The sequence below is a fragment of the uncultured Microbulbifer sp. genome (genome assembly GCF_947498635.1).
Taxonomy (GTDB): domain Bacteria; phylum Pseudomonadota; class Gammaproteobacteria; order Pseudomonadales; family Cellvibrionaceae; genus Microbulbifer; species Microbulbifer echini.
In genome coordinates this window covers 76,138-88,529 of sequence record NZ_CANMKV010000001.1, presented here as the reverse complement: position 1 = coordinate 88,529, position 12,392 = coordinate 76,138, and the positions used below count along the sequence as shown (strand labels likewise).

Annotated in this window: 8 protein-coding genes; all 8 read right to left on the bottom strand. The window is 51.7% G+C overall.

Annotated features, from left to right (window positions below; translation table 11 throughout):
• Position 1 precedes the first annotated feature (1 nt).
• Positions 2-445, bottom strand: coding sequence for a VOC family protein (locus Q1A69_RS00380; protein ID WP_299579378.1), 444 nt, complete (start codon positions 443-445; stop codon positions 2-4).
• Between the two features lie 341 nt (positions 446-786).
• Complete coding sequence (locus Q1A69_RS00375) at positions 787-3,555, bottom strand: nitrate reductase (RefSeq protein ID WP_299579375.1); 2,769 nt, start codon at positions 3,553-3,555, stop codon at positions 787-789.
• Positions 3,555-3,992 (bottom strand): nitrite reductase small subunit NirD, encoded by a 438-nt coding sequence (nirD, locus tag Q1A69_RS00370; RefSeq protein ID WP_299579372.1) that lies wholly within the window; start codon positions 3,990-3,992, stop codon positions 3,555-3,557. Before nirD ends, Q1A69_RS00375 begins: the two co-directional genes overlap by 1 nt.
• 86 nt (positions 3,993-4,078) lie before the next feature.
• A complete protein-coding gene (gene nirB / locus Q1A69_RS00365) occupies positions 4,079-6,616 on the bottom strand; it encodes a nitrite reductase large subunit NirB (RefSeq protein WP_299579368.1) in 2,538 nt (845 codons plus the stop codon).
• Positions 6,617-6,942: 326 nt separating this feature from the next.
• Positions 6,943-8,721: a bifunctional protein-serine/threonine kinase/phosphatase gene (locus Q1A69_RS00360; RefSeq protein ID WP_299579365.1), complete on the bottom strand. Its 1,779-nt coding sequence runs from the start codon at positions 8,719-8,721 to the stop codon at positions 6,943-6,945.
• Positions 8,711-10,174, bottom strand: coding sequence for a NarK family nitrate/nitrite MFS transporter (locus Q1A69_RS00355; protein WP_299579362.1), 1,464 nt, complete (start codon positions 10,172-10,174; stop codon positions 8,711-8,713). Before Q1A69_RS00355 ends, Q1A69_RS00360 begins: the two co-directional genes overlap by 11 nt.
• Before the next feature lie 181 nt (positions 10,175-10,355).
• Positions 10,356-11,390, bottom strand: a complete 1,035-nt coding sequence (locus Q1A69_RS00350; protein WP_299579359.1) for a CmpA/NrtA family ABC transporter substrate-binding protein — start codon at positions 11,388-11,390, stop codon at positions 10,356-10,358.
• A 37-nt stretch (positions 11,391-11,427) separates the two neighbouring features.
• Complete coding sequence (locus tag Q1A69_RS00345) at positions 11,428-12,015, bottom strand: ANTAR domain-containing protein (protein ID WP_299579356.1); 588 nt, start codon at positions 12,013-12,015, stop codon at positions 11,428-11,430.
• Positions 12,016-12,392 lie beyond the last annotated feature (377 nt).

The window sequence follows — 12,392 nt, the reverse complement described above, 5'->3', positions numbered from 1 at the left end:
TTTAGGTCTCTCGGGCGAATGATTGATGAACTGAGGCTGGGTTACTTGGCGGCCCTTTGAGTTCCACCAGATTTTGTTCGGGATCGGAAATATAAATGGACGGCCCCATGCCCTCAGCGCCATAGCGTTGTTGTAGTGCCGAGACCTGGATATTTTTCCCTCGCAGAAAGGCGGTAATTTTTTCGGGTTCGAAAGGGTCTATGCGCAGGCAGAAGTGATGCAGGTTGCGCCCTTCTCGCCCCGGTGCGGCGCCCCCTTCACGGCCCGCGGCTTGGTCTACAGGAACCAGGTCAATCAGACACTGGCCGGCACGCAATTGATAGAGGCCGAACTCCGGGTTTTCCCGCTCTATTGTGCAACCGAGAATGTCCTCATAGAAATTGCGCATGGCGGAGAGGGATTGCACGCGCAGCACCACGTGGTCGATATATTGAATATTAAACACGGCATATCCCCGGATCGGTGGAAAGTTGCGATCGGTTATTCATCCGGCAAACAATTGAGCGGGCTCATGTGGGCTAAGGATAGGCCGACAAATGCTCTGAATTACCCACAAATTCGCGTATTTGCGCCAGTATTTTACGGGCGATGGTGATTGGGATTTGTCCCGCTTATATCGGCCTAACGGCAAAGGCCCTTTGGGAAGCCGTTTAGAGAATGGTGCCGATGTCAGCGGACACCCGGAGGGAGAAGGACGTCTTAGGGATCGGATTTATATTTTTTCCGCGGAGCGCCGATCGGGAAAACCGGGCTCCACGTCCAGTAAATTCGACAGAAAGGCTGGAATCAGGCCTGGACACTATAAATCTTTTCTCTTGCCTCACGCAGGTCTTGTTCGGACTGGACGATCTCTGTTTCCAGTGCCGCAGCCACCCCCTGACCCTGTGCAGTTTTTTTCAGTGTGGTGCGCAATAGCGCAGAGATTTCCGGCTTACAGGATCCGCAACGAGTACCACAACCGAGGGAATCTCCCAGTGCCTCCACAGAGTTATTACCCTGAGCAATGGCTTCTTCAATTTGTGGACGAGTTACCTGCATACAGGTGCATACGGTGCGCTCCCCAGGGGAAATAGCCTGGAGAAGCTGCGCAGGGTTTTTTGGCCGTCCCAATTGCAGATAGCGCTCCAGAGTGCGTCGGTCGGGGAGAATCTGCCAATCATTACTGGCAAAAATAAGCAGCTCTATTTGCTCGCTGTGGGCCAGCCATCGTTGACTATTCAGCGTTTCTATGTGCTGCCATTGTACGTTAGGGTGATTCTGTAATAATTGCTTGCCCAGTTGGCGCCCATTCAGCGGGGCACTCAGTGCCAACTCAAAGCGATAGCCGTTTTGACAGGGCACTCGGTACCAGTGCAACAGGGTTTTGTCTCCATGGGTTTGCAACCAGCGCCATAGATTTTCCCCTACCGGCTCCGGGCAAATTAGGGTGGCGTAATTCGAACAAGCTAGGGGTCGCAGTTGTACCGGCACCTGCTTGAACTCCGGTTGCCCGGATATGGGATCCACATCCGCACGAGTGAGGGCGCTGACTTTTGACGCTTGGGCCAGGGTCTGGCTCCAGTGGATCGGGGCGAATAACTCACCGGGCTTTTGACCGCTGTTGAGTATTGCTCGTCCGCACATTGTGCCCTGGGCATTGTACAGCTCTACCAGTGCGCCCTCGTCTATCCCATACTTGCGCGCATCTCCGGGATTGATTTGGATTTCGGCCATTTCACTGTGATCCAGCAACTTGCGCGCACGGCCGGTGCGGGTCATGGTGTGCCACTGATCGCGCATACGCCCGCTGTTTAACCACAGAGGGTGGTTGCTGTCTATTTGCTGTTGGGGCATCCGAGGGGTGATCGCTACGAAATTAGCGCGGCCACTTTCGGTAAAAAATTTGCTATCGGCAAATAATCGCGCGCTGCCTTGGGGATTTTCGCGATTGACCGGCCACTGTACCGGCTGCAGGGCATCGTATTCGATGCGTTGGATGTCGCTAAATAGTGAGATATCAAAGGCGCGCGCCCCGTTGTTTTCAAACCCGGACAACTGGGCATGCTCGCGAAAGATATCCGCAGGGTGGGTAAAGTCGAAGTGTTGGGCAAACCCCAGGCGGCTGGCCAGATCACATAGTGCTTGCCAGTCGTGACGGGCTTCGCCCGCGGGATCGAGAAAAGATCGCTGGCGGGAGATGCGTCGCTCGGCATTGGTGACAGTACCGTTTTTCTCCCCCCAGCCAGTGGCTGGCAGTAGCACATCGGCACAGCGTGCGGTATCGGTATCGGCAACACAGTCAGAGACAATGACCAGGGGACACTTGCGCAGTGCCTCGGTTACACGTTCCGCCTCGGGCATACTTACCGCGGGATTGGTGGCCATAATCCAAATGGCCTTAATCTGACCGCTCTCCACTGCACGGAACATATCCACCGCTTTTAATCCAGGGATGAGGGCCATATTGGGGGCATTCCAGAAACGGCGCACCCGGTCGATAGCGTCACTTTTAAACTCCATATGTGCGGCGAGCATATTGGCCAGCCCACCGACCTCGCGACCGCCCATGGCGTTGGGTTGACCGGTAATAGAAAAAGGACCAGCCCCAGTCTTGCCTATACGTCCCGTAGCCAGATGACAGTTGATAATTGCATTATTTTTGTCTGTGCCACTACTGGATTGGTTAATTCCCTGGGAGTAAAAGCTGATGGTTTTTTCCGTTTCGGAAAATAAACGGAAAAAAGCCAATAACTGTTCTGCGGGCACTCCGCAACTCAAGGCGGTTTGTTGTAGGGACCAGTGTTGTGCCGCGGCCAGAGCCTGCTCAAAGCCTTGGCTATGTTGCTGGATGTAGTGATGATTGAGGCGGTTGTGTTCGGCGAGAAAATTCAACAATCCATTAAACAGTGCGGCGTCGCTACCGGGATTAATTGCTAAGTGCAAGTCGGCCATCTCGCTGGTAGCACTGGCTCGGGGGTCGACCACTACCAGCTTTGCTTTGCCTGCCTGCATGCGCTGGAACAGAATTGGGTGTGTCCAGGCGGCATTGGAGCCAATTAAGACAATGAGGTCTGCTTGCTCCAGGTCGCCGTAGCAGCAGGGTACAGCATCCGCGCCAAAGGCGCGCTTGTATCCGGCCACTGCCGAGGACATACAAAGGCGCGAGTTGGTGTCAATATTGGCGCTGCCAATAAATCCCTTCATTAATTTATTGGCAACATAATAATCTTCTGTGAGCAGTTGCCCGGATAGGTAGAATGCAACAGAGTCAGGGCCATGTTCGCGTATATTGCGGGCAAACTCACCAGCCACAAAAGACATGGCAGTATCCCAGTCACTGGCCTCGCCGTGTAGTTGTGGGCGGAGCAAGCGCCCGTTATCACCGAGGGTCTCTCCCAGTGAAGATCCCTTGACACAGAGGTGGCCAAAATTAGATGGATGCTGGCTATCACCGCTAACTGAAATTGCCGAGGTGTTTACGCGCTCTTCCCTGTTAATAGTGACTCCGCAACCCACGCCACAATAGGGGCAGGTGGTGCAGGAGCGCTGCGCGTTCAGGTATTCCTTTACTGCCATTATTCTATCTTACTGCAACCGATATAAACGGTATTCCCGTTAAAAGCTAATGGGTAAGTATCGAGCTGGATATTGTTATCTTCCATACAAACACCATCGATAAGGCGAAAATGATGTTTATAAAGTGGTGAGGCAATTGTTAATTCACCGTCCAACTCCGCGATAATTCCCCGCGAAATCACTCCAGCTTGTGCGATCGGGTCCCAGTTGTCAACGGCATACAGCTGTCGGTTTTGGCCCGGTAAAAAAAATAGGGCGATACCCTTTTTGTCCACAGGTTTACCGGAATAACCGGTCTCGCTTGAGGAGGTATCGCCCCAAAGGGCACACACCCCAGAGTTGCTGACCAAATCTGTACGTCGACAGATTGGTAGCCATTGGGGGTGGGTTATGGCAACGGGATTAACAGGATTTTGATGGCATGCAGCTTGATACATAACAGTTTCCTTTCAGGATTATGATAAAAAAGTAATTGAAATTAAATTTTCATAAATTAGAGGTGCAGGTAGATCACTGCACACTTCTATGCGGATTCTGCTGTCTCTACTATTTCCTCAACCGTGGCCGGACGAGGCTGGCCGCGTTCCTTAACAAAAATAATTTTGTCATCGCTTTCGCTACTGTTAACAAATTGGCGGAAACGTTTTAGTTTTTCCGGATCGTTGATGGCTGACTTCCATTCACATTGATAGCTATCGACCACACGTTCCATCTGTGTTTCCAATTCCGTACAAATGCTCAGCTTGTCATCAACAATAACGTCGCGCAGATAATCAAGTCCGCCCTCCAAACTTTCCAACCAGACTGAGGTGCGTTGTAATTTATCTGCGGTGCGCACATAGAACATCAGGAAACGATCGATATAACGAATCAGGGTTTCATCATCCAGGTCGGTAGCAAATAAATCGGCATGGCGTGGCCGCATGCCGCCATTGCCGCCGACAAACAAATTCCAACCCTTTTCTGTGGCGATAATGCCCACGTCTTTGCTCTGCGCTTCGGCGCACTCGCGGGTACATCCGGAAACGGCCATTTTTATTTTGTGTGGAGAGCGTAAACCCTTGTAGCGGTTCTCGACGTGTAGTGCCATGGCGACGCTGTCTTGTACTCCGAAACGACACCAGGTGCTGCCGACACAGGATTTGACGGTACGCAGAGATTTTCCATAGGCATGGCCGGTTTCAAAGCCGGCATCAATGAGTTCGCGCCAGATTTCCGGTAATTGTTCCAGGCGAGCACCAAATAAATCGATCCGTTGACCGCCAGTAATTTTGGTGTAGAGGTCGTAGCGTTTGGCTACGTCACCGATTACGATCAGTTTTTCCGGGGTGATCTCGCCACCGGGAATACGCGGCACGACCGAGTAGCTGCCATTTTTCTGCATATTTGCCATAAAAGTGTCATTGGTATCCTGTAGACCAACGTGGGACTGCTCCAGAATATGTTCATTCCACAAGGAGGCGAAGATGGAAGCTGCGGTGGGTTTACACACCTCACAGCCCTGACCGCTGCCGTGTTTCTGGAGGAGGTCGCTGAAGGTTTTGATTTCCTCGACCTGAATAATGTGAAATAACTCCTGTCGATTAAAGGGGAAATGCGCACATAGGTGGTTGTTCACCTCCATCCCCAGTGCCGCCAGTTCATCATCGACAATATTTTTTAGCAGTGCGGCGCAGCCCCCACAGCCGGTGGAGGCCTTGGTCACATCTTTGACCTCTGCCAGGGTATGGCAACCGTTCTGGACAACTTCGATAATTCGACCCTTACTGACGTTGTAACAGGAACATACGGTGGCTGCGGCTGGTAAAGCTGAGGCGCCGAGCGGTGATGCCGCACCGTCGTTTGAGGGAAGAATGAGTTGTTCCGGGTGTTCGGGTAGATCGAGATCATTGAGGTGGTATTGCAGTAGGGTGTCGTAGTCCCCTGTATCGCCCACCAGTACCGCGCCCAGCAGTTTTTTGCCGTTCGCATCGGTGATCATACGCTTGTAAATACCGCCCTGCTCGTCGACAAAAGTGATTGCGGCAGAGCCTTCACTGCGCCCGTGTGCATCGCCGATTGAGCCAACCTGGACACCGAGCAGTTTTAATTTAGTGCTCATGTCAGCACCAGTAAAAAATACCTCGGCACCCGTGAGCTGTGCGACTGCAGTGCGAGCCATGCTATAGCCCGGAGCCACCAGACCAAAGATCCGTCCTTCATAAAGGGCGCACTCACCGATGGCAAAAATATTGGGATCCGTTGTGCGGCAGCTGTTGTCGATTATGATGCCTCCGCGCTCGCCAACCTGCAGACCAGAGGACTTGGCCAGTTGGTCTTGGGGACGAATGCCCGCAGAAAAAACAATCATATCGGTGCAAAGTTCGGCCCCGCCTTTAAATTGCATACGCAAGCGCCCATCAGCCTCAGCGATCAATTCAGTGGCCGTGCTGGTATGCACAGTAACACCCAGAGTTTCAATTTTTTTGCGCAGAAGATTCGAGCCACCTTCATCCAGTTGCGCCGACATTAATCCGGGAGCAAACTCCACTACATGGGCCTCGAGGCCAAGGGCTCTCAGGGCATTCGCGGCTTCGAGACCAAGTAAGCCTCCACCGATAACGACACCACTTTTCGCCGTGGAGGCTGCCGCGCGAATCGCATCCAAGTCTTCGAGGGTGCGATAGACAAAGCAGAGTTCGTGCTGATGGCCGGGAATAGGGGGGACAAAAGGGTAGGAGCCGGTGGCGAGTATTAGCTGATCGTAGAGCCCTACGGCACCGCTTTCGGTCGTAACGGTTTGCGCATCTCGGTCGATAGCCACAACTCGGTCATTGAGCCGCAGTTCAAAACCCCAGCTTCGATACTGCTCAATATGGCCCATCGCCAAATCATCTGCTGTGCGTCCAGAAAAGTACTCGGACAAGTGCACTCGGTCATAAGCGGGTCTGGATTCTGCACAGTAGACGGTTACCTCAAAACGGCTGGTTCCTTTATTCTCTACCAGCTGTTCAAGAAAGTGGTGACCGACCATGCCGTTACCAATCACAACCAGCTTTTGCTTTTTTGTAGTGTCCGCCATTGATATTCCTGCCGTCTAAAATCATTTTTTCCGGCAGGAGGAGGGCCACAGGATATGGCAGGGGCGCCTCCTCTTCTGCCGAAGAGTACAGGCGCCGTTGCCTTGGGGGAGAATTTTGTTGGTAATTAAGAGTATTCAATCTTCATGCCAAAAAAATTACCTCGGAATGGCGCCTATCTACTTCTATTGTCCACAATTTCTGGGATATTTTGGTGCGGAAAATAAAAATTATGCGCTTTCTTAGTGCTTAATAAAATTCTGTGGATTATCAGTTGAGAAAAGATGAGTGAATGGGGTAACCCGAGAGGTTGCTGCCATTGAGGTCTCTAGAAAAAATACAGCAAGTGGGAAAACAGCAGGACTAAGACCAGCAGCTGCCAGAATAAAAGAGGGTTTTTTTCCAGTAAAGGGCGGCCCTTTGGCGATTTGAAGTCTGAATTGGGGACTTCTAAATCCCGGATAAATTCCGATAGGCTACTGTAGCGCTGTTTAGGGTTGGGGGCGCAAGCTTTTTGCAAGGCGCCGTCAATCCAGAAGGGAATATCCTCTCTGTGAGAACTTGCTTTCATAAAGCGCAGGTGTTGGTAACTTTTTAAGTGGTAGTGTAGGCTGCCGAGTCGTTCCGGATAGGGGTAGCTTCCGGTCAGTAACTCATAGGCGATAACGCCCACCGAAAAAATATCCGACCGGTGGCTGGGGCTATCGCCAAAAAAGAACTCCGGAGCCGCATAGTTTTTACTACCTGGAACACTAGGGTCGGAGAACAACAACTGCTCCCTCAGGCCGGGACAATCGACACCGCCGAGGTCAACAACCACTAAGCGGCCATCCCTGCGCATCATAATGTTTTCCGGCTTGAGATCGCCGTGGATAATCTCTAAACGCTGCAGACTACGCAGGGCGCTAATGAGCTGGGCCAGTAAAGTTCGCACCTGGGGAATCTGTGCTTGAGGATTGAGTTGCATCCACTGCCGTAGAGTCTGCCCTTCAACGTATTCGAGAACATGATACAGGCTACTTCGCCCGACCTTGGGAGGGTATAGCTTGATAATACCCGGGTGGTTAACCCGCCTGCCGGTCCACTCTTCGGCGATAAACCGCTCGATATAGTGAGGATCATCGCAGTAATTTACCGAGGGCGTTTTGATTGCGCGCAGCTCGCCGGTTTTTTGGTCCCGAGCCAGATACAGGTGGCTGCGATTACTGGCGTAAAGCTCCTGCAAAATAAGAAAACCATCGAGCTTCTGGCCAGGGCGCAAATCGGGTGCGAAAGGGAGTTCGCGGTTGTGCATTGCCAATTCGTCGCACCGGGGCGATCCGATGGCATTGACCCTGGTAACCACCGCACTCAGATTGTCGCTGGAGCCGGCTCGCAGGGCTGTGTCAATTAGTTGTTGCGGCGTGCTTTCGCCAAATTCGAGCAGTCGTTCTTGAATGGAAGTGTCCGGCAAAAAGTCGTGGATGCCGTCACTTGTGAGTAAATAAATATCGCCAGGCTCCAATGCCTCACAGCGGTAGTCCACATCAATGTGGGCATCCATACCCAACGCGCGACTGAGAAAGGTACGCCCTGGGGCCAGACGGTGGCTGTGATCACGACTGAGACACTCCAACTTGCCCGCGCGCAAGCGGTAAATCCGTGAATCCCCAATATGAACCAAGTGGGCACTGGCACCCTTAAAAATAATGGCTGAAAAGGTGGTCAGCCAACCCCGCTGAATTTCGACACTGCCGCCACTCTGCCGATATAGCCAATTGTTGAGCGAGTGCAGTACCCGCGCGACCGCGTGCCGGGTGGACCAGGTCTCCGGGGTGCTGTAATAGTCGCAGAAAAAACCGTTGATTGCTGCGCGAGCGGCTTCGCCCCCAGCTTCGGCACTGGCGACACCATCGGCTAGTGCGGTGAGGCTACCATGGCGCTGTAACGTGCTTCCCTCGGGCAAGCGCACTGCACAGGCATCGTCATTGTGCCGGCGGTGGCCGGCACAAGTGGCGATGAAAACCTGCAGAGCATCGATTTTATCACTCTGCGGGTTTGCGTTAATCCCTGAGAGTTTGTATGCACTCACCGGAATTACGGTGTCCAGCTCTTTATCAGGCGACATCAATCATAGATACGCTGCCATCGGGATGGACTTCGGCCATTTGACCTTCGGGTTCTTCCAGCAGCAACAGTGCGCCAAAGCCAAGCAGTGCAGTGACGCAGATGACCAGAAAAAATATCTGATAGGAGACCAGGCTCAAGATGGTGAGATAAAAAACCGCACCGACATTGCCATAAGCACCAGTCATACCCGCGATTTGTCCGGTGAGGCGGCGCTTGATCAGAGGAACCACAGCAAATACAGCCCCTTCACCGGCCTGCACAAAGAAGGAGCAGGCCATAGCGGCGGCTACCGCCAAGTAGAGAGGCCATTCGGCATCGATCAGGCTCATAGTGAAATAACCCAGAGCCAGGCCTGCCGTTAAGACCAACAGGGTGGGTTTGCGTCCCCAGCGATCACTGATCAGGCCACCCGCTGGGCGGGACATCAAGTTCATAAACGCATAGGCCGAGGCGAGCAGTCCGGCTTTTACAGGATCCAAGGTAAAGGTTTCTGAGAAAAACAGTGGGAGCATGGAGACTACGGCGAGTTCAGAGCCGAAGGTAGCAAAATACAGAAGATTGAGTACGGCTACCTGTTTGAACTTATAGCGATGCACAGGTGCCGGCGGATTGCTAAAGATATCGCGATTAATACTATAAGTTTTGCGAGTATCCAGCAGGTAAAGTAAGCCGAGCCCACAGTAAATCAATGTGGCGCTGAGACTGGAAATCATGGCAACACCACTTGATAGTTTCCAGGTCAACAGTGCCAGAGCCGCATACATGGGCACCTTCATAATCAGCAATAAAATAAAATCTCCAGTGCTGGTCACCTCCATCGCGCCAATCTTTTTGGGCTTGAAATAAGTGGAGCCCTTGGGGGTATCGGTAACAGACAGGTAGTAAATCACACTGTATACCAGTGCGATCACTCCGGTGATACCAATTGCGTAGCGCCAGCCGTCGTCACCGCCAAAAAACAGTGCAATGGTGGGCAGAGACATAGCGGCAGCGGCGGAGCCAAAATTTCCCCAGCCGCCATAAATACCTTCGGCGGTACCCAGTTGGCGTGCGGGGAACCATTCTGAAACCATGCGAATACCTACAACAAAGCCCGCACCAATAAAGCCGAGTAGGAAGCGGCCGACGGCGGCCTGCATAAAGTTGTCTGCCAGGGCAAAAATAAAACAGGGTATACTGCCGATGGCGAGCAGCAGGGAGTAGGTAAGCCTGGGTCCATATTTGTCCGTGAGCATCCCGATCACAATGCGCGCGGGAATGGTTAGGGCCACATTCAAAATAAGCAGGGTTTTCACCTGATCAGAGGTGAGGGAGAGGCTCTTCGATATGGCCATTAACAATGGTGCGTGGTTGAACCAGGCGAAAAATGTAATGAAGAAAGCTACCCAGGTTAGGTGAAGGATTTTTATCCTTCCCCGAAAAGAAAACAGATTGAGTGATTCACTGGACATGCGCATTTCCTTTATTTGTAATCCCGGCAGGCACAAAAAAAAGCCCACTGCCGCGGCTGTGCGGCCGCAATCAATGGACTTCGTTGCCCGGTATCGTCGGTGAAAGATCGATTGACTGTACTAATGTGCCTGGTAGCAGGCCATTGCATCATCGAAATATTTCCATTCAATTAATGTGCCATTATTTATTTACGCTGAGAAAGTCTACTGTCTGGCGGTAGAGATCGGATCTAAAATTTCGGCTGTTGGCTGGAGTCGTTTCGCTAAAGCTACTGCACATTTCAATCAGCTGTTTAGCTTTTTCCTCACAGGGGCGCCCGTTGTCATTATCACTATGGGCAAACAGGTGCCAGCCAGGATTGGCAATGATTTCGGCATTTTGACGGTATAGCATCTGATCATTTAGTGAGCGCTGTAAAAGGAATTCTGGCAAATCCAGATATTGCTGTTGTGCCAATAATCCTGCAGCTTCATGGCGGTTCTCCCGTGCCGCCAACCAGGTACAGGCCTGTAATAATGCACTGCGTAAGGCCAAGTGGCTGACTGGATTGGCTGTATGCCAACGCTCAGTGACTGCCAGAACTTTTTCCGGCATCGCCGGTAAAAGGGTATTGCAGGCTGTAATCACAACGCCGCTACCCTTATGTGCAGCGAGTGTATTCCACGGTTCGCCAACGCAGTAACCATCAATCATTCCGCTGTAGAGGTTCTCCAGCATCTGCTCGGGGGGCAGTATGACAAGTTGTATTTCCTGATCGGGATTGATGTCTGCAGAGCGTAACCAGTGACGCAGCTGCAGGGCATGACTGGAGAAGGGGTAGACCGTAGCCAGCCTCACCGGCGCCGATTTCGGGTTTTCTCTTAAATAGACTTTGAGTGATTTGGCAATATCGCTTTGTCTCTCGCCTGCACCATAATGCAGCAAACGTTGGTGGAGATCCGTTGACAGAGTAATGGCATTGCCATTGCAGCTAAGTATCAGGCCGCTGATAAGTTGTTCCTGGCAGTTCGGTAGGGCTTGCTGCAAGGTCAGCGGCATTGGAGCCAGCATGGCTGCTGCGTCTGCTTTGCCGCCAATCAGTTTGTCGCGCAGGGTTGCCCATGAAGTCTCCCTCTGCAGCTGCACTTCGAGACCAACTTGGTGAAAGTACCCTTTTTCCTTGGCAACGATAAGTGGGGCACTGTCTGTTAGGCGCAAATACAAAAGCTTGATCAATTTTTTTTCCGGACACAGTAAGGGTGACATCAGTAATTCAATGCTCGCTTTGGAAATAGTGAATAAGCTGTTCAGCCACTGTGCGCATAGTGGCATTGCTGCTCATGGCAAGGTTGCGCAGGGTTTTATGGGCTTGTTCTTCCGTGAGATTTCTCTTGGCCATCAGCAAACCTTTGGCTCGCTCAATCATTTTGCGTTCGGTAAGTTGTTGCTTGGTTCTTTCAAGGGATTGGCGCAGTTGTTGAAAGTTTCGAAATTGTGCCATGGCAATTTCTATGGCTGGGGTTACCCGCTCTGGAGTAATGCCCTCTGCCATGTAGGCGCTGACCCCGGAATCCAGTGCGCGACCTATAAAGTCAGCATTACTGCGACTGGAGAACATGGCCACTGGTGTCGGAGCCTCCCGGTTGACGATGGCGAGGCTTTCCAGGATATCCCTGTCGGGAGATTCGATATCGATCAGAACGACATCGGGGCGATACTTTTCCACTTGAAAAAGAAGTCCCTCGGCACTGTTAATTTGTGCGACAACGGTGTATCCGGCAGCGCGCAAACGCTCGCAAACCAGATGGGCGCGTTCGTGGTTGTCGTCAACCAACATGATTGCGGGGGGTGTATTTGTCACGGCTTAAAAGGCACTCGTTTCCAGTTTTAAATACTGTTCATCTAGTGCCAATCAATACTTGTGCCAAAAGTGCAGGAAAAGCAAAATAAAATAAATTTTTCTATTTCCATGAGGTGTGATAAAGAACTTCCTGTTATTTCTGAGTGCGCTATTTTGCGTCTATTGCTTTTTTAGTACAAGAGACTGGTTCTTGTAAGGCTTTTGGCTGCTGTGTATTGAGCGGCTGGTGGCAATAATAGATGCACGCTAAATCAATATTTACAGCAAGCTAGTCCTACCACTTTTAGATTTTTTAAGATGCAGATCTTCTGAAAGAGTGGTTTAAAGAAATGCTGATTGATAAGGGGTTGGCGTTGTATGAATGTTGGTTGAAAAAT

Bases quoted from the DNA above. Each gene is read 5' to 3' on its own strand.
- Q1A69_RS00360 (WP_299579365.1), bottom strand. From the start codon at position 8,721: ATGTCGCCTGATAAAGAGCTGGACACCGTAATTCCGGTGAGTGCATAC.
- nirD (WP_299579372.1), bottom strand. From the start codon at position 3,992: ATGTATCAAGCTGCATGCCATCAAAATCCTGTTAATCCCGTTGCCATA.
- Q1A69_RS00355 (WP_299579362.1), bottom strand. From the start codon at position 10,174: ATGTCCAGTGAATCACTCAATCTGTTTTCTTTTCGGGGAAGGATAAAA.
- nirB (WP_299579368.1), bottom strand. From the start codon at position 6,616: ATGGCGGACACTACAAAAAAGCAAAAGCTGGTTGTGATTGGTAACGGC.
- Q1A69_RS00375 (WP_299579375.1), bottom strand. From the start codon at position 3,555: ATGGCAGTAAAGGAATACCTGAACGCGCAGCGCTCCTGCACCACCTGC.